At 41.1% G+C, this 24,236-nt stretch carries 14 protein-coding genes; 2 read left to right on the forward strand and 12 right to left on the reverse strand.

Translation table 11 applies throughout. The features are described from left to right. Positions 1-615 precede the first annotated feature (615 nt). From L2672_RS10830 to L2672_RS10845, 4 genes are all read right to left on the reverse strand, one after another. Positions 616-2,985: an alkaline phosphatase D family protein gene (locus tag L2672_RS10830; protein WP_248995870.1), complete on the reverse strand. Its 2,370-nt coding sequence runs from the start codon at positions 2,983-2,985 to the stop codon at positions 616-618. A gap of 87 nt (positions 2,986-3,072) precedes the next feature. Further along, positions 3,073-4,185 (reverse strand): glycoside hydrolase family 117 protein, encoded by a 1,113-nt coding sequence (locus L2672_RS10835; protein ID WP_248995871.1) that lies wholly within the window; start codon positions 4,183-4,185, stop codon positions 3,073-3,075. Between the two features lie 16 nt (positions 4,186-4,201). Beyond that, entirely contained in the window at positions 4,202-5,131 is a 930-nt protein-coding gene (locus L2672_RS10840; protein WP_248995872.1) for a sugar kinase, read from the reverse strand. A gap of 26 nt (positions 5,132-5,157) precedes the next feature. Continuing rightward, positions 5,158-6,768: an MFS transporter gene (locus tag L2672_RS10845; RefSeq protein WP_248995873.1), complete on the reverse strand. Its 1,611-nt coding sequence runs from the start codon at positions 6,766-6,768 to the stop codon at positions 5,158-5,160. A 638-nt stretch (positions 6,769-7,406) separates the two neighbouring features. On the opposite strand from L2672_RS10845, the gene L2672_RS10850 reads away from it, so the two are divergent. Both L2672_RS10850 and L2672_RS10855 read left to right on the forward strand, forming a co-directional pair. After that, the gene (locus L2672_RS10850; RefSeq protein ID WP_248995963.1) at positions 7,407-9,803 is read left to right on the forward strand and encodes a beta-galactosidase; all 2,397 of its coding nucleotides are present in this window, start codon (positions 7,407-7,409) and stop codon (positions 9,801-9,803) included. Positions 9,804-10,142: 339 nt separating this feature from the next. After that, positions 10,143-10,760 (forward strand): GntR family transcriptional regulator, encoded by a 618-nt coding sequence (locus tag L2672_RS10855; RefSeq protein WP_248995874.1) that lies wholly within the window; start codon positions 10,143-10,145, stop codon positions 10,758-10,760. Positions 10,761-11,207: 447 nt separating this feature from the next. Here the strand turns inward: L2672_RS10855 and L2672_RS10860 are convergent, their stop codons facing one another. The 8 genes from L2672_RS10860 to L2672_RS10895 all read right to left on the reverse strand — a co-directional run bounded on the left by L2672_RS10860 (position 11,208) and on the right by L2672_RS10895 (position 24,068). Then, positions 11,208-11,984, reverse strand: a complete 777-nt coding sequence (locus tag L2672_RS10860) for a SapC family protein (protein ID WP_248995875.1) — start codon at positions 11,982-11,984, stop codon at positions 11,208-11,210. A gap of 12 nt (positions 11,985-11,996) precedes the next feature. Further along, a complete protein-coding gene (locus L2672_RS10865) occupies positions 11,997-13,658 on the reverse strand; it encodes a tryptophan halogenase family protein (protein WP_248995876.1) in 1,662 nt (553 codons plus the stop codon). Positions 13,659-13,777: 119 nt separating this feature from the next. Continuing rightward, a complete protein-coding gene (locus L2672_RS10870; RefSeq protein ID WP_248995964.1) occupies positions 13,778-16,543 on the reverse strand; it encodes a TonB-dependent receptor in 2,766 nt (921 codons plus the stop codon). A gap of 531 nt (positions 16,544-17,074) precedes the next feature. After that, entirely contained in the window at positions 17,075-19,447 is a 2,373-nt protein-coding gene (locus L2672_RS10875; protein ID WP_248995877.1) for a beta-galactosidase, read from the reverse strand. 231 nt (positions 19,448-19,678) lie between these two features. Further along, positions 19,679-21,130 (reverse strand): aldehyde dehydrogenase, encoded by a 1,452-nt coding sequence (gene aldA / locus L2672_RS10880; protein ID WP_248995878.1) that lies wholly within the window; start codon positions 21,128-21,130, stop codon positions 19,679-19,681. A gap of 2 nt (positions 21,131-21,132) precedes the next feature. After that, positions 21,133-21,897 carry an SDR family oxidoreductase gene (locus tag L2672_RS10885; RefSeq protein ID WP_248995879.1) on the reverse strand — a complete coding sequence of 255 codons (765 nt, stop codon included), beginning with the start codon at positions 21,895-21,897 and terminating at the stop codon, positions 21,133-21,135. Positions 21,898-21,924: 27 nt separating this feature from the next. Beyond that, positions 21,925-22,947: a zinc-dependent alcohol dehydrogenase gene (locus L2672_RS10890; protein ID WP_248995880.1), complete on the reverse strand. Its 1,023-nt coding sequence runs from the start codon at positions 22,945-22,947 to the stop codon at positions 21,925-21,927. An 11-nt stretch (positions 22,948-22,958) separates the two neighbouring features. Next, a complete protein-coding gene (locus L2672_RS10895; RefSeq protein ID WP_275975023.1) occupies positions 22,959-24,068 on the reverse strand; it encodes a mandelate racemase/muconate lactonizing enzyme family protein in 1,110 nt (369 codons plus the stop codon). Between the last annotated feature and the right edge of the window lie 168 nt (positions 24,069-24,236).

Below are 24,236 nucleotides of genomic sequence, written 5' to 3' on the forward strand. Positions count from 1 at the left end.
ATCAAGCTGGCGTAATAGTGACGAATAAAAATAACTAAAAAATCAAAAAGCAGATCCTCGATAAAAGATCTCGAGGATGACGAGCTTTGTTGTCATTCTGGTGACGCGTTAGTTAATGCTATTCAGGTAAGGGATCATTACTCATTCCGACGCTGTACAGATAACGCCATTCTGGTGGGGTTCATTCGTCATTCCGACAACGCGTTAGCTAGAGCCATTCCGACGATGTAGCAGATAACGTCATTCCAGTAATGCGTAAGCTTACGTCATTCCGGCAACGCTTTTGAGCCGGAATCTGCTTTACAAACGAAACAAAAAGCAGACCCTCGATTAAAGATCTCGAGGGTGACGAGGTTTGTTGCCATTCTGGCGGTGTACTAGATAACGTCATTCCGGCAACGCTTTTGAGCCGGAATCTACTTTACAGATGAAACAAAAAGCAGACCCTCGATTAAAGATCTCGAGGGTGACGGGTTTTGTTGTCATTTGGACGAATCATTCGTCATTCCGACAACGCGTTAGCTAGCGCCATTCCGACGATGTAGCAGATAACGTCATTCCAGTAATGCGTAAGCTTGCGTCATTCCGGCAACGCTTTTGAGCCGGAATCTGCTGTTAGGCCTGTTCAAATTTATGAATGTAAGGCCAACCAGGGAATTGCTTACCTTTGCTTGGGTCGGCATTCCACTCCCAACATTCAAACTCAAATTGTTGGGCTTTATGGTCAACCTTCACAATCCCGTAGCCTTCGCTTTTCAATGAGCGGTCAGCCAAAAAGTTACTCCATGAATTATTGGTTTGTTGCTTAAAGTCATCATAAGTCACTTTCGGATTTGCCACAGCTAACACGCGCATTTTATTACCAAATATGTCGGTAAAGTTGCCGGTATTAGGGTCATTATTAAACTGGTTATCCAACTTACCTAAACCTTCAAACCAACGTTGCCAGAATGCAGCTGCTGCAGGGCCAGCAAAAAATAGCGGTCCATCATCAAAGGTATCAAGCCCTTGTTTGGCCATCATTGGTAAATGTTGGTCGCCACAAATTACCACGGCACCGGCGTCTTTAATCAGCTTAACAGCACGGGTTCTACCATCAGGTGGATAGCCGTTTGAGTCGTAATCTAATAGTGGTTCTAAGTTACTCTTGGTTTGAGGTGATCCCCAAATAGAAGAGGCAATACAAACTTTAGGCAACCCTTTGTCCATATCAGCCCATGCACGCAAAAACTGCTCTTGACGATGACCTAATAACTCTCCCTGAGTGTGTAATGGATTGATATTAATATTACGTCTTGATTTGAACTTTCTATCTTCAACCAACGCAAAGCTAACGCCACCATAAACAAAGGCACCATAAGTAACCGGAATATCGTGATCTATTGGCGTAGGGTCATACGCATCTGGGTTATGACCATGCTGCATACGATAAACCATTTTAACCAGCGCTTTGGTTTCCATATAGCCGCCGTCTTCTTCAGTGCGTTTTTCGCCCTCAAGTACCACGGGGTCTCTACCGCCTACTCCCCACAAATTGCCTTGTAAAACATCGTGGTCATCGGCTAACAATATCGACGGTTTATTACGAATTGAATCTCTGAATGTCCAGTACCATAAGTACCAGCGATACAACATATCTAAATGAGAATCAGGTCGGCCTCGCCATACTTGGGTAGGCGTAGCTTCATAATATTGATCACCACAAAACACATACATATCGGGTTCATGACTATCACAATTATCGACTAACTCAGTATGCGGGAATAAAATGTTTTCAGGACCAAAACGACCTAACAACTTTTCTTGTTTCAAGCGCGTTTTGTAGTGTTCAATATCTAATGACAAGTTGGTGGCCACTAAACAAGAATATAATGCAATCGACAACGGCTTAGACTGACCAGGGTCTTTCAATATTTGACCTTGGTAAAGCACAGCTGCCTTGCCGTTTTCATGGCTAACAACACGGTAATCATATTGTTGCGTGTTATCCCAACCTTCTACTCTAAATTGAATCACATAACCCGGTTCAATTTGTGAATCAGTAGATTGCCATTCGCTGTTTGATGATTGTCGATAATCAAGTGTCACGTTGCGGTATTCATTATCAGCAACAGGCATAAATTGTGCGCTTAGCTTTAATACCGATTTATTCAGGCTATGCATACAACCAATAACCGGCCCTAATCCTCTGTCGTCGAATTGCGAGAGTTTTTCACCACCGGACTGAATATCTTCAAACGCCCATCTTGCGCCGCTTTGTTTAGATGGCATTGAAGACAACAACATGACTCCGCCAAGTAGCTCAGAACCAGGCACACCAGTACGAACAATAAAGCCTAATTCTTTGTTGGTTTTACTGTCTATGGCCACTAAACGGACATCAAAGTTATTATTTGATACTGGGTCAATATGGCAATCTAGAATAATTTCACGGTCATGAAGTTGGCCAATGTTAACGGTATTGGTTCTAACCACTTTTTCGAATGCCAGCGGTTTATTGGTGTCAGAAAAGTCTCTAAAACTTAGCTCACCTTTATCATTAATGACCGCCATAAAGCCGCCATTTTTACCTGAAGCTCGCTGAATTAATGCACTTGCACGGTAATCAAGCTGGTCTGCGCCAGCCCCTAATAAAAAGCCACAAAAACCGGCTTTAGTGGGCGTTAAATTACTGACTTTAGCTTTAATACGTGCTGGCTTTGGCGCGTCGTTGAGTTGGCGAGTTAAAATAGACACTGTGCGCATTTCAAAACCACGATCACCGCGAATACATTCAATTTTGCCTGCATTCAAACGCCAATCTTGCAAACGATTACCCCAAAATGCTTTCCCAAGCCAAGGGCGTAGAACATTACTTGGTAATAATTCAATGGGCGCAGTTTGCGTTAATGAGCGTCTATTAGCTGCAGCTCTTGCTGCTTGTGTCGGAAACAGCATGCTTCCTGCTGCCAACGCCGACAGCTTTATAAAACTTCGTCTATCCATAACTACCTCATTTTTTATTTTAATTAGCCACTTACATGAATTACATAGTTAAGTTTTCAACAACAAGACCTAATAATTAAACGCTGTTTAGTTACTATTTTGAAAAGTGCCAGCATCCAAGATTTGTCTTTTAATCTTGAAACGGCAAATGTAATTCCAATTCCAACTGGTATCATATTTATGACATAGTCCCCAAGACAGCCCTGGCTTTTGAGCACTTGGGCCATTAGGGTCAAGCTGTGGGTTAATTAATGCAGGGTCTCTAAATAAGCCAATGGCTTCAGGTGCACCTTTAATGTGAGCTTTAATGTCAAAGTTAATGCCGTCTGGCGCAAACTGAATGGTATTTTTTTCTGGGCCATCGGTAGTTAATAATGATGCAATACCGCCTTCAAAATTCCACACCACCACTTCATGTCCACTATTTGAGATTGGATTGTATTCAGACTTGGTATAAGGGCCTTCAATATTGTCTGCTATGGCAACACCATGTTTGATTTCACGGCCACCAAAGTTCATGCCCTCGCCCATGGTTTCACCCTTGTAGTACAGGTAAAACTTTTCATCAAAAAACACTAAACAAGGGTCATGCACTTTGTGACTGTCAAAGCTGCCTTTTGACTTCACCTGAAAACGGTTATCTTCATCACCAAGCCACTCACCATCTTTACTTGGACTTAAAATAGCTTGAGGTGATTTAGCCCAAGGGCCGTATGGTGAGTCAGCACTTGCCAATGCAATTTCTTCATATTGGCGGTTGGTATAAGGGGTTTGTACAGTTTGATAAACTAAATAGTAGCGGCCTTGATGGCTGAATACTTCAGGAGTGAATATCGCTCGGTCATCATAAGCACCGGGTTCTCCTCGTTGAATTGCTGGCCCTTGCTCTTGCCATGTTTCGCCATCTGCTGATGTTGCATGCCAAACTTCGGTTAAGTCCCATGGAAACACTTTGTCTTCAAGATTGTCAGAGCCAAAACCTACGGTTTCTCCTTCTCCCTTGGTGTACCAACAATGATATAAGCCATCAATCAGTAACACTGAAGACGGATCACGGCGGATCACCCCTTCTTCAAAAGCAAAATCCCCTTTTAATGGCGACACATCAAACTCAACCATCCAATCTGAATTTTTATTATCATATCCACGTTCAATTGCACGGCGACTGGCTAAACTAAGCTTAGGTTGCTTGTCATTCATAACGTTTCCAAAATGTTTATTGATTAATTAAAGCGTTGTAATGAGTTTGGGGTAAAATAGCGCCTTTAAATTGCACCACTTCACCCGCAATAAAACAGGCCTTATTAATGGCTTGCTCAATATTATGGCCAACGGCTCTAGCCGCTAAATAAGTACCAGCAAATGAATCACCAGCTGCCGTTGAATCAACTTGTACTGGCGCAGGTTTAAATGGAATATGAGCCACCATTTCGCCAGTTGAATATCCGTAGGTCCCCTGCTCACCAGCTTTTACTATGACTTCTTGCGACCCTAAATCAGTACAAAACTGACTGATTTGCTGGGCCGTTTGTTGATTAAACAAATGGCTATGTTCTTCAATACCCGGTAGCGCAATATCACATCCACGATAAGCTTCAATAAGCCAATGGGTTGCATGGTCAACATCACGCCACATGGCTTGGCGATAATTAGGGTCAAATGCCACTTTAACGCCCTGCTGACGTAAAATTGCCAAACTCGTCATAAGCTTGGCTTTATCTGAGTCAGATAAAATACCTAATGAAATTCCACTGTAAAAAATTAACTCTGCGCTGCTTAAATGGTTAACAATGTCATCGACACTCTTTTCACTCAGCATTTGCGTGGCTGCAGAGTGTTTACGCCAATAACTGAAACTTCTTTCGCCATGCTCATCAACATTAATACTGTAAACACCAATGGTGGCATGGTTTAGTTGGAACACTTTGCTGCTATCAACACCCTCTGAATGCCACTTTGTCGTCATATCGTGACTCATTGGGTCTTGGCCAATGGCGGTAAAAAACTCGCATGTTAATTGAGGAGCAAAACGTTTGGCGTAAACCAGTGCATTGTAAGTATCTCCAGCGTAACCTTTAATGAATTGACTCTCACCATGGGGAATCAACTCCATCATGCATTCGCCAATGGCAACAATACTTTTCATCTGTGTTCCATTTTTACTCGAACTATTCATGACTCAATAGCCGCCTTTTTCGGCATCGCTTTTTTAAAGCTTTTACTGCTCAAATAGGCTTCAATTTCTTCAATAGTTTTATTTTTAGTTTCAGGCATGATTTTGTACAACATGACAAAACCAATAACCCCAAAGCAGGCGTACATTAAGAAAGTGAGGTCAGCACCAAAGTGACTTAACTGCCAAGGGAAGAACTGTTGCACTAAATAGCTAACAATACTGGCTATAAACGCAAACACGGGAATAGCAATACCACGAATATGGGTTGGGAATATTTCAGAAAATAACACCCACATTATTGGCCCAATTGAGAAATGGAAAGCCGCAATAAAACCAATAATACCGCCAATAATTAAGGTTGCATCAATAGTTACCGCGCTTTGTAACAACACACTTTCATGCACTTTGGCTTCAGATAAACCAATTAACCCTTCCAGTGCATCTTTAAATTCAACATCGTTGTCGAAGCTCACATTAGCCAGGCTACTAATATCAGCAATATTTAAGCTTTGATGCAGTTGATTAATCACTTCAGGAGAAAGCATATAAACTGCGTTAGCAAAACCTAAATAACAAGCAAACAAACTGAGTGTTGCTAAGCCCAAGCCATAGATCACTAAGGGTCTGCGACCCACTTTATCAATTAATAAAATGGCAATTACCGTGAATACAATACTAACCAAGCCTAAAATGGTTGCTTGAAAAAAGGCCGCATCGGTTCCAATACCTAACTGTTCAAACACCGTGGGAGCATAAAACATAATGGCATTAATGCCGGTAGTTTGTTGCACAACGGCAATAGTGAACGCGATTAACATTGCCATGCGAATATTTGGCTCAAACAAGCCTTTCATCGAGGTAATAAACGATTCATTTTTTACATGGCTAGCTAAACTTTTACGAATATCATTAAGCTCTGCTTCACATTCTGTGGTTTTATTAAAACCGTTTAAAATTACCGCAGCCTTATCAACCTTGTCTTTCATCATTAACCAACGAGGGCTATGTGGAATACCAATTAACAGTAAAAACCACACAACTGCAGGTATAATTTCAACACCTAACATCCAACGCCAAATATTTTTATCGTTGATGCCCATCAGCTGGCTCAGCGCTGAATCTGCTCCTAAAAGCGCCAATAAGCCGTAATTAGCAAAGTAAGCTAAAGAAAGGCCGATAACGATATTAATTTGAATCATGGAAACTAACTTTCCACGTAATTTTGAAGGGGCTATCTCACCAATATACATTGCTGCAACCGATAAAGAGGTAAATGCCAATCCACCAATAAATCTAGCAAATACAAGACTTTCAAAACTAGTCGCCATTACTGAAGCAATAGCTGAAAAGATATAAGTAAAAGAAATCAGTAATAAGGTTAACCTGCGGCCAAATCGGTCACACAAGTGCCCTGTAATCATTAACGCGAACAACACCCCAAAACCTGGTGCACTCACAACTGTTCCTACTTCAAGTTCAGATAAGCCAAACTCTGCGGTCACAAATTTAATTGTGCCAGAGATTAAGGCAGCGTCTAAACCAAAAATAAATCCACCTAGCGCCACGACTAAGGCACAATAAAATACATTGTATCTTTTTGGACTCATGCGATTACTTCCATATTATTGTTTTTATCAGTTTCGAACTGACTTATGTGAGTTAACAGCGTTAACAATCAAGAGTCTGATAGCAAATTGGCTTAAATATTAATTAAAAGTTATTTGGCTTAATGACTCTGCATTTACTGTGACATATCTATTGAGTGGCCCCATACCACTTTGCCTAAGTACATAAGCAACAACCCAGTCACAAAATATCAACAACACATTACCACCAAGCACAATCTACACGCAAGCATTGTTAACAATTTACCAAATATAATTTATATTATTCTGCCTAAACACAAAGCCAATCATACAAAAAAATACAATGTAAACAGCATCATGACATGAGGTAATGAATAATACCACGCCTGTAATACTGCTAATTATTTTAAAAACGGATATAAAAATTGACAGTTAAATGATTGCAATAGCAAAAGATAGGATGTAGATTGTTAACAAAATTACAGCGAGACATTAACGTTTGTCTTTTCTGTACAAGGTTGTGGTAGGTATAGCGCAATAAACTGATATCGCAATTAACTTAGCCTAATGTACATAAGCTAAATGAAAAGCCGTTCATACAATAAAAGCTAGAGATTATAACTATGACAAATGCAGGCAATATAAGTGGTACACATTTAATGACAAGTGATCCTATTCAATTGACACATAAACCGCAAAAGCACACAAAAGGTAAGCTTTTATTAGTTTCAGCAATTTTAAGCTGCTTGTATGGTTGTCAAAATGAACTGGATAGCAGTGTTACGGAAAAAAGCACTAGTGAACAAATTAATTCTACTAGTAACCAAGATGCTGCAATAGTACAAACGCTATATAGCTTCGACCATGGTTCTGATCTAACAGAAGTAACACTCAACAACGCGCAATCGAGTGTGAATGCTGACGGCCTAAATATCGAATTTCAATCTGCTGAAACTGGCTACGCAAGCGTGGTATTTCAACCTAAAAAACCATGGGATTGGAGCAGTTTAGAAGACTTTAATATTGCATTTTCTATGGCCAATAAAGGCAAGCACAGCGTACAACTTTATTTAGATATGACTGATATCGACGGCGCGACTTATACCCGTAGTTTAAGCGTACCTATTAGCTCAACACCTGAAACCTACTACGCCAAAATGTCGGGCCACGATTTAGGGACTCCTGAAGGCGATGAAAAAGTAGAACTGAATTTTCATTCAGGTTTACGTTCAAATCCCGATACATGGGAAAGTAATGAACATCAATTTACTTCGTTATGGGGTAAAAAGAACTTAAACCTGAAAGGTATTGCTAAAATAAGCTTATCTGTTAAAGGTGTTATTTTTGATAAAAGCGTGATTATTAAAGATATAAAAGTTCGTCAAAACCCAGAGTTTGACCAAGAATTTTTAACTAATATCGTTGATAAATATGGACAAAATGCCAAAGCTGATTTTGCCGGTAAAGTGCATAACGACCAAGAGTTGATTAGCCAACGAGACACTGAATTAGCAACATTAACCGGCCAGCTTCAACCAGAGCGCAGTAAGTTTAACGGTTGGCTGAATGGCCCTAAATTACAAGGGACAGGCTATTTTAGAGCGGAAAAAGTCAATGATAAGTGGTCATTGGTTGACCCTGAAGGTTACCTATATTTTGCCACCGGTTTAGATATCATTCGCTTATCAAATTCATCAACCATGACAGGCTATGACTTCGAACAACAATATATTGTTCAACGCGCAAAAGACGAAGTAACCCCAGAAGACTCACAAAAGCTAAATCGTGTTTCAGACCAAGCCATTTCCAGTCGCTTTAAAGCATCTGATGTTCGAGCGGGTATGTTTACGTGGTTACCGGATTATGACGAACCACTAGGCAAACATTTTGGTTATCGTAGAAGCGCCCACTCAGGGCCTTTAAAACACGGTGAAACCTACAGCTTTTATGCCGCAAACCTTGAACGTAAATATGGTCAGCAAGGCCAAGATTATATGCAGTCGTGGCGCGATGTAACGGTGGATCGTATGCTTGATTGGGGATTTACCTCTTTAGGTAATTGGACTGACCCAAGCTATTACGACAACAACAAAATTCCTTACTTTGCTAATGGCTGGATTATTGGCGACTACAAAACCGTATCCAGTGGCAATGACTTTTGGGCACCCTTACCGGATGTGTTTGACCCTAAATTCAAACAACGCGCCTTTGCCACCGCGCAAGTGGTAGCAGAAGAAGTCCGTAACAACCCATGGTGTGTTGGGGTATTTATTGATAATGAAATGAGCTTTGGACGTTCTGAAACCACAGAAAGCCGCTACGGCATTGTGTTACACACCTTAAAACGTGACGCAGCAGAAGTGCCTACCAAAGCAGAGTTCAGCCGTCTGATGAAACAAAAATATGTCAACATTGATGCGTTAAATAAAGCATGGGATAAACAAATCCCTAGTTGGAAAGCATTTGATGAAGGCATTGACTCATCAATCAATAACAAACAACAAATAGCAGATTACGCCGATTTATTAGGTGCTTATGCAGAAAAATACTTCAGCACAGTAAATGATGCCTTAGCTGAGCACATGCCTAACCATATGTATTTAGGTTCTCGATTCCCTGACTGGGGTATGCCAATTGAAGTAGTTAAAGCATCAGCAAAGTATGTCGATGTCATTAGCTTTAACTCTTATAAAGAAGGCTTAAACCCTAAGTTCTGGTCATTTTTAGATGAAATCGATATGCCAAGTATTGTAGGTGAGTTCCACATAGGCGCGAAAGACTCTGGTCTTTATCACCCAGGGTTAATTCACGCAGCAAACCAAAAAGATCGCGCAAAAATGTATCAAGACTATATGAAATCAGTCATTGATAACCCTTACTTCATTGGTGCGCATTGGTTCCAATATATCGACTCACCTATTACAGGCCGAGCCTATGACGGCGAGAATTACAACGTTGGCTTTGTCACCGTTACCGATACACCTTACCCATATATGGTTGAAGCGGCTAAACAGTTACACAGTGAGATGTACCAACAACGTTTTGGAAAACAGTAAGTTTTTTTGATTGAGGCTTACTTATCCCCAGAGTAAGTCTCAAATTTTATCCAACCACATATTGGTTGATTGATATCTGGTTAGGTCTCCAGATTAGCCCTAAACACATATTTGTGACAGAAATCAGTAAGGACTCCACCTTATTGAATATTGTTAACAATTTAACGTGTTTAGGGTGTTTTTTTATAAAAATAAACGCGAACTAAAAAATTTAGCACTATTATTCAGCTACTTAACAAATTAAACACTGTATATTTTTAACAATATTACATTTGACAATTGTATTATTAAATCTAAATCTCTAGAATGTATACATATTATGAACACATTGGGACTCTTATGGCGACTTCAAAACCAACAAAAATCCTTTCGGTAAAAGATCAAATAGCAGACCAACTTCGCTCAGATATTATTTCTGGGGATTTAGCACCCAATACTAAATTAAACGAACAAGAGTTAGCTAAACGCTTTGGCTTATCACGTGGACCCATTCGTGATGTGATTTTGCAACTTTCTAAAGAAGGCTTGTTGATTTCAAAAAACAACTGCGGCGCCTCTGTAAATAGTGTTTTAGAGCCAAAATTACAAAAGTTAATGATTAACTTACGCCGTAACATTGAAGTTTACGCCATTGAAAGTTTGAAAAATAATCCATTAACAGCAGAAGACTTTGCTCAACTTGAGTCTATTTTGAATGACTTACAAAGTGCCTTTGACCGTGAAGATTTCACTGAAGTGACTAAAACTGATATTTCATTCCACAACTACTTGATTCATAAAGCCGGTGGAGAAGATTTAGTTAACATTTGGTACCCATACGTTATGCGTATGCGCCTTAACTACAAGCGCATTACAACCAGCTCAGAATGTGTTGATGAACACAAAGGCATTTTGCAAGCATTACGCGATGGCGACATTAGCAGTGCAGTTAAGGCCATTAAAGCGAATATTAAATAGTATTAGCTAAAAGCAACATAGCTATTCCGTCAACCTTGAGATATTTCTAGCCGTCAGCCTCGAAATATTTCTAGTCGCCAGCCTCGAAATATTCCTAGTCGCCAGCCTCAAGATATTCCCACTCGTCACCCTCGAGAGCTTTTATCGAGGGTCTGCTTGTAATTGCACAAAAAGCTAGATTCCGGCCCACAAGCATTACCGGAATGACGGTTAGTAGGCATCGTCGGAATGGCTACAACCCAAACCAGACTGACGGTAAACCCCGTCACCCTCGAGATATTCCAAGTCGTCACCCTTGAGAACTCCCCACCCGTCACCCTCGAGATCTTTTATCGAGGGTCTGCTTTTAATTGCACAAAAAGCTAGATTCCGGCCCAAAAGCATTACCGGAATGACGGTAAACACGTCACCCTCGAGAGCTTTTATCGAGGGTCTGCTTGTAAAGCTTTAAGCCTGAGAGTTTCTTAATTGAATCAGCTTTTGAATTTGTCCCATTGACGCCATCATTAAATGACACGCTTGTAAGTAGCCGTTCTGATGAAACTGGGCTAACAAGTCGCCGCTTAAACTGGCGAGCTTTTTCTCGTTAATTACATACAAACCATCAAAGTTTTTCGTTTCTGTTTCTACCTTAGCGTCTTCAGAGTGGCTTTCACCTTCGGCGCTAATTTTATTCAAGGTCACATTAAGTTGTATTGCTTCTATTAAGTCATTATCAGCTAACACTTGAATAAAGTGCTCTGTACGTTGAATGCCCTGAGACAGCTCAAACACCATTTTACTCATTGAGGTTAAGTAACTTGTAGGCTGTTTTTTATCATCAAATAATGCTTGGGCATTTTCATCGTCTGCGGCCTGTTTAACTCGCAAACTGTCCATATCAATGGTGAGTACGGTATTTTCCGCACTAGGGGTATCTGTAGCCTCACCTATTCGGCCAACCATAAAAGGTTGTCTGCGGATATGTAGCGGTATGTACTGACTCTTCCAGCCATGGTCAGTTAAAAATAAATTCTCTCCGGGTTCAAAACCCAATAAAGCATGTAAACCGAACTGCCCCGTGTGGTTGTTTTTTAATAAACAACAAGGAAACTCAAGCATTAGGCTACGCAGCTCATCTGCAATCACAGGAACAAAATGAATATTTTCTCCAAACTTTTTGCCATGCCCGGTACAAACTTTAATATTTTTATGAGTATTGCTATCAATAATGACGTTATTCACGGTTGCTCCTTTTTATACTCGTTGTAAACCGTATTGTTTTATTAAATTAATAAGTGCTCTATTTGATACCAAGTTGTGCTGCAATTGCGCGGTATCTTGCGCGACTTTGTCAAACACCGCTGTCGCAGCATCCTTTGCCTGCGTGGATATTCCCCAATGTGGTGCCTGTGTTTTAAAACCCATACCATAAAGCACATATTGATAACTGGCTGCTGGAAACACTTCTGTGGCATGGGTAAAGTCATTATCACTAGGCAGTTGATATCGCCATAACTCAAGCAAGGTTTGCAGGCTTTGCGGTATGGTTTTAGGGTCGCGATTATCTACCCAAAATGGGCTGTCGTTGCGTTGGGTTAACATGTAGTGCAGCTTTAAAAAATCGATAATGCGATCCCAGCGATATAAGAAGGTTTGATTAAAGCGCTCGGCAACAATATCCATGCAAGCGCGATTAGCGGGTAGTTGTTGGGCAATCATATTGGCTGATATTTCTACCAACAATAAAGCTGAAGCCTCTAGCGGCTCTAAAAACCCTGCTGACAACCCCACTGCGACACAGTTTTTATGCCAAAACTTTTCTCTATGCCCTGGGTTAATGTCAATTTTGCGAAACGTTAATTGCTCCACATCCGCCACTGTTGGTGAAAGGTATTGTTTTAGTTGCTCAGTGGCAGCTTGTTCAGAAATATACTTGCTAGCGTAAACATGCCCAACTCCACGGCGGCTTGATAGGCCAATATCCCATATCCAGCCTGCGGTTTGTGCGGTTGAAATAGTGTGTGATGCGATAGGGCTATTCTCGTCCTCATAGGGTACTTGGACTGCTATAGCGCTATCGACAAACAAAATATCTTGGCAACTTTTAAAGGGTACTTGGTAATGCTCGCCCAGTAATAAAGACTTAAACCCGCTGCAGTCGATAAATAAGTCACCGTAAATGTCGCTATGTTGCTTAGTGGTGAGGCAGCTAATGTCCCCACTGTCATCATTACTAATACCAATAACGTCGTCGACAACATGGTTAACGTTTAATTGATTTATACAGTGTTGTTTTAAAAATTCTGAAAAACATCCTGCGTCTAAATGATAAGCGTAATTAGCAATGGCATCGTACTCTGCTGTGGTAATTAACTTTGGCGCTAAGCCTGCTTCACATATGGCTTGCTGAGGGCTTAACAGCATTGAAAATGATTGTTGATCTGCTGCGTTATTAGAATGACTAGAATGCGCCATATATGGAAATTGAATGGCTTGCCAATAGGCACTGACATCATCTTGCCCTGCACTTTCAGGCAGCATTAATGGGTGATAATAAAAATCATCTTTTTTACCCGTTACCCATTGGCAAAATTTTGCGCCTTGCTTAAATGACACATGACATTGGCGAATAAAATCTGTTTCACGTATTCCCATGTTTTTGAGGGTTCGACGCATAGTCGGCCAAGTCCCTTCGCCCACGCCAATGGGGGCAACATTGGCTGACTCAATTAGGGTTACCGAGAAGTTTTTATCATGCTGCTTTTTTAGTTTGGCAGCTAGGGTACCTGCGGTTATCCATCCTGCGGTGCCGCCGCCAACAATCACTATATTTTCAATAGGTTTGGTTGGATTAGTGTGTAACTGCGTGTCGATTGGTTGGTTGTCGAGACTGTTATTATTAATCGTTTTCGACATAATTAACTCCAATTCTTGTAATAATTTAGTGAATCCCCACAAGCAAAAAAGGCTGCTACAAAAATGCAGCAGCCATTGGCTTGTTCAGCGAATAAAACAACCCGCTTGATACTTCATCATTAGAACTTGGCACTCACGCCAAATGTGAAGCGAGGACCGTATTGTTCAGCAGACAATAACTGCTCTTCAAAGCGGCCAAAACGACGCACAGTTTCATCAGTTAAGTTAATACCATCAAGCGACACAGTTACCGTGTCGTTGATATCGTAACTTAAGCTCATATCTAACTGACCGTAAGCTTCTGTGAAGGTGGGCTCATTGCCAAGCGCTAGCAAGAACTCATCACGCCAGTTATAGGCCAATCGTGCTTGAAAACCGTAGTTTTCATAAAATGCCACTAAGTTACCTGAATCACTCAAACCGGTAAGTGCAATAGTTTGGTCGAAGTTATATGGGTCAAATGACTCATCGCTATCCACAATAGTGTAGTTGGCAACCACACCAAAACCACTGTCGGCAAACATGTATTGAGCATTAAACTCCCAACCATCAACTTCACGGTTTTGTAAGTTGTCAGGGGTTGCGACTTCCCAAGTAATTTCAGGGTCAGACGCTTGGCCTAAACACGCAGGGTTTGGAGTATCAGAACTATCAGGACAACCTGGACGAGGGTTTACACTTGGGTCAGTTAATGGCTGTCCATTTACATCGTTAATGGTACGGTTTTCAGTACCGGCACCAATAAAGTTTTCAACAAACTTTTTAAAGTAACCAACAGACGCAAAACTGCCATCATCTGAATACCATTCAAACGATAAATCAAAGTTGTCAGAGGTAATAGGTAATAAGTTTGGATTACCCTGTGAAGCGTTAAATGGTCCACCTGGACGCGCATTCACGTTAGTTGCAGGGAACATTGCACTAATACCCGCACGCGATAATGTACGACCATAAGAGAAACGTGCCATTAATTCATCGGTGACTGAAATATTAAAATCAAAGTTAGGCAAAATACGCGTGTATGAACCCGTTAACTCTTCTGAGGTTGCCGTGTCGTTATAAACTGGACGAAGCTCTTGAGCATGACGATAGTTCATAGCAATAATGCCGTTTTGAACAGAATATGCCGTTACGTCAGTATCTTCGTAACGTACACCCACGTTCATTTTCACCGGCATGTCATGGAATTCAGTATCAAAGTCAAATGACACGTAAGCGGCAAACGTTTCTTCATTCACCCCATTGGTTTTAATATTTGGCTCAGCAAATTTTCCTTCGCTTTTAACAATATCAATAAATTGATTAACGTCATATTGCGAAATATATGGGAATAACTGGTTGGCTCCAGGGAACTGATCAGCAGTATTTCCTAGTGGAATAAAGCCTAAATCTAAATCAGTTAATGGCACGTCAACAAACGAGAATACTTCACTTAAGCGTGTATCAACACTGTAATCGGTATTCATCACACCAAAGTTGATTCTAGTTAACGACGAATCAATAGATAAATTCTCCCATGTACCGGCAACACGGTATTGCTTGATGTTGTTATCCATCGAGTAGCCACGTTTTTGGTATAAGTCAGAAACAATATTATCTTTGTTGTAAGCGCCACCTGGAACATTTGAATCATCAACAATAATAGATGGAATATCACCAACAAAATCAGCACCAATTAATGCCACTGACCCTGAAGGATTTTTCAAGTTAGCTAGAGTTTCAGCAGTTTGACCATCTGGGTTTGATTTAGAGGTTGAATCATGAATATCCACTTCAAAACTTAATGTATCCGTGGCTTGCCACTCGATATTAAAGCCAATCGAGTCATTTTCTTTCTGCTGATAGTATTCCCAAGCCCAAAAGTTTAACTCATCATCTTGATCGCGAGGGTTCCATAATGTGCCGTTGGCATTAGCGGTTCCGCTTGGATTATCAAACCAAAAAGCAGAGCGGTTTGTGTAGCTGGTCTCTTCTAAACGCGACAAGGTGTAATCTAACGTGGCGACTACACTGTTAATGGGCTGAAATTGTAGAACCGCTTGGGCATTTTGACGAGTACGCTCAGTATCAAAATGTTCAGTTTTAGCTGTCCAAGGTGTCCAAATAGCTTGTTCAGGGTTACGACTGGTATCAATGCCACTTAAATCAACATTATCACGACTACGGTTTCTTACCCAACCATCAGTACCCACAACATCAGCATGACTATCACGTTCAGCGTGCGATAGCGATAATAAAAAGCCTACTTTATCATCCGCAAAGGTTTGGCTTATCATGCCTGAAATTTCAGGTGTCACCGAATCGCCTTTTTCAACACTGGTATCGTAAATGCCTTTACCGGTAATAAAAGCGGTAAAGCCGTCATAATCGAATGGGCGAGCAGTATTAATATCAATTGTTGCGCCAATACCACCAGATGTAATTTCAGCATTACCTGTTTTATAAACATTTACACCTGAAACACTTTCAGCAGCAATTTCGCGGAAGTTAAAACTACGTGAAACCCCAGCTGATTGTAACGCTGATGAATTTGGCATTTGGCGACCATTTAGTGTCACCATATTAAATTCTGGACCAAAACCACGAACGGTAACCTTATTACCCTCGTTGTTGGCACGGTCAATTGACACACCAGCAATACGCTGCAGCGACTCGGCTAAGTTAGTATCGGGTAACTTGCCTATATCTTCTGCGGTAATAGCATCAACAACACCATTAGAATAGCGTTTAGTTTCTGCAGATTTAGTTAATGCACTACGAATACCCTTAACCTGAATAACTTCTACTTCTTCAGTAGCGGGAGCTTCCTCTGCTTGTACCCCAACACTCGCCGCAACTAACATTGCACAATAGATAGTATTAAATTTGAACGTTTTATTTTTCATCATGAAAAAACCTTCTTGTAATGAGTTCTGTTCCCCCCAATCCGTTCAAGAGTTCGTTGATACTGAGTATTAACGGTTAAAACGTGAACGGATTGTTAACAATTTAGCTACTTTTTAACCGGTATGTCAATGGTTTTTTGATTTAAGTTAATTGTTAACAATGATGAGCAGGTAGGGATTCATACAAAGTCATTCAAAACCAGACCCTCGACAAAAGATCTCGAGGGTGACGTGTTGGGTTATCGTCATTCTGGTGACGCTGTAACTAACGTCATTCCGGCAGCGCTTTTGAGCCGGAATCTGCTTTGCTAAATACACAAACAAACCAGACCCTCGATTAAAGATCTCGAGGGTGACGGATTGGGCTGTCGTCATTCGGCTAATACTGAAGATAACGGCATTCCGACAACGCACACTACACCGTCATTCCGGCAGTGCTTTTGGGCCGGAATCTGCTTAGCTAAATACACAAAAAAAAACAGACCCTCGATTAAAGATCTCGAGGGTGACGTGTTGGGTATTACAGATGGGTTATTGTTCACCAAAACGTCGTTGGTAAAGTTCACGATTAACCACTTTGGCGGCTTCTACTAATTCAGTGTATGGCTGGTCTGTAACAGACACAAACCCAACGTTATAGTTTTCACCATCATAAGCTCTACCGGTTAATGGTGAATCGATATATTGGAACCAATGTGCGCCGACAAAGTATTTGTTATCAATGACACTTCGCATGTAGTCTTGATACATCACTCCCCTATCTGCTTGTGATTGAGCGGGTACAAGCCCTGGGTGTAATAAACCTGAGTCAACTGCGCCATTGTGAAATTCACCAATAATGCTGGGGCGGTCAACCTCATCTAAAAAGCGCCAAAAGCCTTTATCTATGCCTTCGTTGTAATAGTTGTAGCTCATCACATCGGCATATTTTGCTGCTGCAGCGCGTACTTCAGGGGTCATGCCCCAACTGGCAAATCGTGCACCCATGTATAAATGATTTGGCATGTATTGCTTTAAAGTCGTACTCACCGTTTTAAAATATGCTTCTGCATATAACGACAACAGCATTGATAAATCGGCTTCGATGGCTGTATTTACTTCTGGTAAGTCAATACCTTGAGCTATTTCATCCCAAGATAACTGCTGTTGCCATGCGCGGTTAAGTGACTCTATGGTGGAATACTTATCTCGCAAAGCTGCAACAAATGCTGCTTTAGCAGGACTTTCGTCCGCTGAGCGAGTTAAGGTGTTGATAACAATTCCATATTGTCCTTTAAGTGAGTTCATTGTCCCCCAGCTTTTCTCATTATCAATAAACACCCCAACACACCAAGGGTTATTATTTACTTCAGCGGCAATTTGGGCGATGGTCGCTTTAGCACGTGCGGCAAAAACGGGGTCGAAAGGATCGGGTAACGGGCTCCAATAATCATTGCCACTGCTAACGGTTTTGAAGTCACCAATAATCCAACCATTAGCAAAATAAGGTAAACGATTCATTTGGTAATACCCAGGGTCTACCCAGTTACCAAATGAGGTAAAGCCCCAACTATGCATCCGGTTAATGGTAATATCTTTCCATTTTTCAAATAATTTTTTAGGGTCATTTTCGGCAAATTTACGCTGTAAGTTTGCCCGATAAAAACTAAAAGTTTCCCCTGAAGGAACCGGTCCAGTATGAACACTACGACGGTAACCAAAGTTCTGCCCCAATGGTTCATCATAACTGGGTAACCAACTAAACATATCACTGCGAAGCGCTGACTCGAGTTTGCGACTGGGTAAAGCTTGATGATCAACTTGGTTTAACCCTAATGAGTCTTCAGGCGTTAAATCAGTGGCTAACTTAATATTGATTAACGCAGGGTCAAAATCATAACCAGTGATGGTTGAGGTATTTGCCATGCGAATATTGGCAATACCATTTGAAAAGAACAAATAGCCTTCTGGGTCAACTAACGTCCATTTATCTTGATACTTATCAACTCTAAAGTAGCCAGTTGCCTCCAATTTGGGGCCATCAACCCAGCCGTTAAATTGACTTCTATCAGCCAATCGTGGCGCTTTTTTAAGTTGGGCTATCTCTTGTGCGCTCCGTTGCTGTAATTGTTCAACCGAGTTCACTTTACCGTTGAATGCTTGTTTAGCGTTTTGACCAAATTGATCCACCAAGCCCACTAAATAATCACTGATTACCGCTTTAGGCGTAATTAAACGCACATTATCAAACGAAAGATGTTTATCAACTAACGAGCCGCCAACCTGAAATTCAACAGCAGTTATATGGTGTAAATCTAAGTCTTTTTTACCGCCCCGCCATTCAATTTGTTGGTAGTCTGTGAGCCAATATTTTGGGTTTGAACGAATACCGGTATTTTGGTCTAACTCATCACCACTTAACACGATGTAATAGGTTTGAGAGGAAGACGCCGGAATAACCGTGCTGCGTGATTGATGGTCGTTTTGGTCAAACGCTTTTACATAGAGTGGCGTTGATGCATCTGCATGGTTGGTAATGTCTACCGCAATGGCAACATTTTGATGACCGCTGACATCCCATGGTGATGTCGCCTTTAACGTAATATTTGCTTTATAGTTAACTTCAGATTGAAAGTTAACTTCAAGCACGTTATTGCTGTCGTTTTTCACTTGGGAAAATTGCGCATTTTTAGCAATGATGTTTTGTAGCTGTTCAGTATTTTCGAAGTCAAACAACATGCGCTCAAAATTGACGTTATTCGCCTGAGAAACAACAGTCTTTACATTTCCAGAAACCTTGTCCGATTCGGTTTCTGTAGAGCTATGAGTATTGCATCCCAATAATGTCGATACGCCCCCTAGTAACAGTGAACCGCAAAAGATACGTACTTTATTTGAAGCGTTATTTGAAATTTGTACAGGCATATCGCCTCCTGCAATATGGTCAGCAAAAACGACTACGCTGATAATGATTAACAAATAAGTAATGGTTTAGTCATTCTTAACTGGCTTTATGAATACTAAATTACAGCTGCAACAACTCACCGCACTGGCTTGCCACTGCAAACTGTTGTTAATAAGGAAGACAAGAGAATTAATTAACTTCAAAATTGAAGCCTTGAGGAGAGTCCTCAAGGCTTAATACCAATTATATTTCTATTCGGCTTCGTTCATATAAACGGTTTTCTTTTCAACGTATTGCTCGAGGCCATACTTACCGTCTTCACCGCCCATACCACTCATTTTCCAACCGTTATGGAAACCTTGATGCTGTTCACCTAAGCCTCGGTTAACGTACACTTCACCCACTTCCATTTCAGCAATTGACTGGTGAATATAAGCTAAGTTTTTGGTGTATAAATATGCCGACAAGCCATATTCACTGTCGTTGGTGTAAGCAATCGCTTCATCAATTGAACTAATTTTGATGATAGGTAAAACTGGCCCAAATGTTTCTTCATGCACCAGAATATTGTCTTGCTTAACATCGGTGATCACCGTTGGTTCGTACCAATGTCCGCCTTCAAAACCTGCGACATTAGCCACTTTACCGCCGGTAGCTAAAGTTGCTCCTTGTGCAAGACTTTCTTGAACTAATGTATCAATATTTTTGATTTCATTGGCGTTTACTTTAGGGCCCATGTCTGTTGCTGGGTCCATTGGATCACCCACTTTAAGGGCTTTAACTTTCGGTAAAAACTTGTCCATAAAGGCACTGTAAATGTTTTCATGAACATATAAACGCTCGGCACAAGTACATACCTGACCACAGTTTGCAAAACGCGCTGTAATGGCATCATCAACAGCTTTATCAAGGTCTGCATCTTCCATCACAATAAACGGCGCTTTACCACCAAGCTCTAACATCACAGGCGTTAAATGCTTACCTGCGGCTTGATAAATAATTTGCCCTGCACGTGTGCTACCCGTCATGGTGATTAACTGAGTAATTTCACTTTCACATAAGTGCTGGCCAACCACTGAGCCTGTACCATTTACAATATTCAGCACACCAGCAGGAATACCGGCCTCGTTAGCTATACGCCCAAGTTCTAATGTGGCTAATGGTGTTTCTTGTGTCGGCTTAATAACAATACTGTTGCCTGTTACCAACGCAGGGCCAATTTTTCGGCCTGCTAATGCTAATGGAAAGTTCCATGCCGTAATGGCAACAACTACACCTTTTGGCACTTTATGGATGTAAATTTTTTCGTTTTCATTATCAGATGGCAGAATATCACCTTGCAGCGTTAATGCATTATCACAAGCATATTCTACAAATGTGGCGGTAACATTCACTTCCATCTTTGCCACTTCTAACAGCTTGCCTTGTTCTTTAACTAACAATTCGGCTAAACCATCTAAATTGTCGCGAATACCCGCGGCAAATTTACGTAAAATTGTTGCTCGCGCTCTAGGCGTTAGTTTTGCCCACGCTTTTTGAGCACTTTGTGCCACTTCTAACGCATCTTGTGCATCAGCAACACAGCCTTCAGGGATTTCACCCACCAAGCTTCCGGTACTAGGCGAAAATACTTTAATGACACCCTCTGCTTTTGACGGTACATACTCGCCATTGAGGAAGTTAACGTTGTTTCTGACTTGCATGGCTATCTCCCCATCCATCCGCCATCAACCAGTAACACACTACCATTCATGTAGTCTGATGCCGCTGATGCTAAAAATACTGTTGGTCCTTTAAAGTCATCGGGAGTGCCCCAACGGCCTTGTGGAATACGCTCTAAAATTGATGCAGCACGTGCTGGGTCATTGCGCAATGCTTCGGTGTTGTCTGTAGCAATATAGCCTGGTGCAATGGCATTAACATTAACCCCTTTACCTGCCCATTCATTAGCTAGTGCCTTAGTTAACTGGCCAATAGCGCCTTTACTGGCTGCGTAACCGGGTACGGTAATACCCCCTTGGAATGTAAGTAATGACGCGGTAAATATGACTTTACCTGAGCCACGCTCAATCATTTTTTTACCAAACTCGCGGCTGATAATAAATTGCGAGTTTAAATTAATGTCGATAATTTTGTCCCAATATTCATCACGGTGCTCTGCTGCTGGCTCACGTAAAATTGAGCCGGCATTGTTCACTAGAATATCAATAACGTCATGTTGTGCATTTACTTGCTCAATAAAAGCATAAACACTGTTACGGTCAGAAAAGTCACACTGATAAGCAGAAAATTTACGGCCGAATGCAGTAACCGCTTGCTCAACCTCAGAGCCACTTGCCGCTAAACTGGCCGAAACACCAATAATATCGGCACCGGCTTCAGCTAATGCTTCTGCCATTGCTTTACCAATCCCACGGCTACAACCCGTAACCAGTGCAACTTTACCTGTTAAATCAAATTTGTTTTGCATAACTATTCCTAAATTACAGCGCGATAATTATTGTTGTTCACATGAAACTAAGGCTTTCATGCCTATAGGATTATTGTCCATACTAGCAAATGCATCGCCAATATCAGATAACTTACTGATTGAAGTAATAAAAGGTTTTAAGTCCACTTTACCCGATGCCACTAAATCTACCGCCATTTCAAAATCAGCATGTTCGTAAACACGTGCTCCAAGTAGCTCTAACTCTTTCCAGAAAAATTGGAACAAATCGACTTGAGGCTTTTGAGAGTGAATAGCCACCATACAAATACGCCCACGAACAGCAGCCACTTGTACCATGGCATCAACAGCGGGTTGCACACCTGAAACCTCAAATACCGCATCGGCGCCTTTTTGATCAGACCATTGCTTCACAAACTCGGCAATGTCATCTGTAATTGGATTGATAGTGTCAATGCCATATTGAGCCGCAAACTGACGGCGGTTTTCGTTAGGCTCAGAAATTAACACATGTGCACCTAATGACTTAGCAACTAATGCAACAAGCTGACCAATTGGGCCACCGCCTAACACAACAACATGCTCGCCTGCAGTAACACGTGCGCGGCTGATGTCATGACAAGCCACCGCTAAAGGCTCAATTAACGCACCTTGTTGTAAATCAACATTGGCAGGTAATTTATGTAAGGTACGTGCTTTTACTGTCCATGAATTTTGGAATGCACCTGGAGTATCAATACCCATAAACTTAAGGTTATGGCACACATGAGAATGGCCAGCATGACACGCAGGGCAATCACCGCAGTAATCAAGTGGACGAACAACCACACGTTCGCCTACTGAAAAACCACTGACATTTTTACCGACTTCAGCAACGGTGCCTGAAATTTCATGTCCAATGGTATGTGGAGGATTAACACGTGCATCCATCACACCATGGTAAATATGCATATCTGTGCCACAAATGCCCACAAAGCCGACATTAATTCTTACTTCATCGTCTTTAGGTGGAATAGGTGAAGTTTCAATAATGCTAAATTGTTTATTACCAATATACTGTGCCGCTTGCATATGTATGTACCTTATGACTGAAGAATTAAATAGGGATTTAGTAGGGTTTGGTCAAATTCAACGCCAGTGCCAATCAGATCTGGCACACAAGCTTTACCGTTTTCAATTTGAAGAGGACGGGTTGTGTATTGATCAATAGGGAATGAGTGAACTTCTAAATAGCCAGCGTTTGGCTGAGAGGCTAATAACGAAACATGTAATTCATGCATACCATGGCTACATACTGGTAAGTTATTGGCATAAGCCAATTGAGCCACCTGTAACCAACCAGTGATGCCGCCAATATTAGAAGCATCTGGCTGTAAAAAGCCTAATTTTGATTGAGCAATTGCGTAAGTAAACTCATGAATAGTATGTAAATTTTCGCCCATAGCTAACGGAATATTTGTCGCGTCAGAAATTTTGGCGTAACCAAGATAATCGTCTGGAATAGTAGGCTCTTCAAACCATTTAATATCGCAATGCTCTATAGCGCGTGAAAATCGAATAGCTTGTTCATGAGTTAATGAATAATTCGCATCCACCATAAAGGTCACATCTGGGCCAATCAGGTTTCTAACGGCTTCAACACGACGTACATCTTCTTTATAGTCAGTTTTACCCACCTTAATTTTAACGGCTTGGAAACCTCGGTCGATGTAACCTTGAATATTGTCGAGTAACTTTTGCTCTGAAAAATTCAGATCAATACCTCCAGCATAACAGTTCACACGTTGGCTAACACCGCCAGCAACTTTCCACAAAGGTTGGTTAATTCGCTTACACTTTATGTCCCATAATGCGATATCAACGGCTGAAATAGCAAAACTGAGCAATCCACCGCGGCCAACATAATGAAAGTGCCATTGTAGTTGATCCCAAATACGGTATATTTCAGTACTATCTTGCCCTATCAATAGTGGCTTCATTTCATCATTCAGCAATGAAAATATTGCCCTCCCACCTTTGCCGCCTGTATAGGTATACCCTACACCTTCGAAACCATCAGCGGTTCGAATACGCATTAGAATTAATTCAAAATGGGTATGGTCACCATGCTTAGCGTCTGAAAGTACTTCAGCTAACGGCACTTGATAGTACTCAACATTTATCGCTTCAATTTTTGTCATTTCATTAGTCATAAGTAGACTCGCCACCAAATATGATTTACGGTTTATTGTTAACAATCTACACTTACATTTTTTCAATGTAAAGCATAAGTTAAAATTTAACAGACGATTGTTAACAGTAGTTTCAAACATCAAACTGGTTTTTGATGGGGAATATTTTTCTAGATATTTTTGAGTAAC

This window comes from Shewanella gaetbuli (assembly GCF_023284065.1).
GTDB lineage: Bacteria > Pseudomonadota > Gammaproteobacteria > Enterobacterales > Shewanellaceae > Shewanella > Shewanella gaetbuli.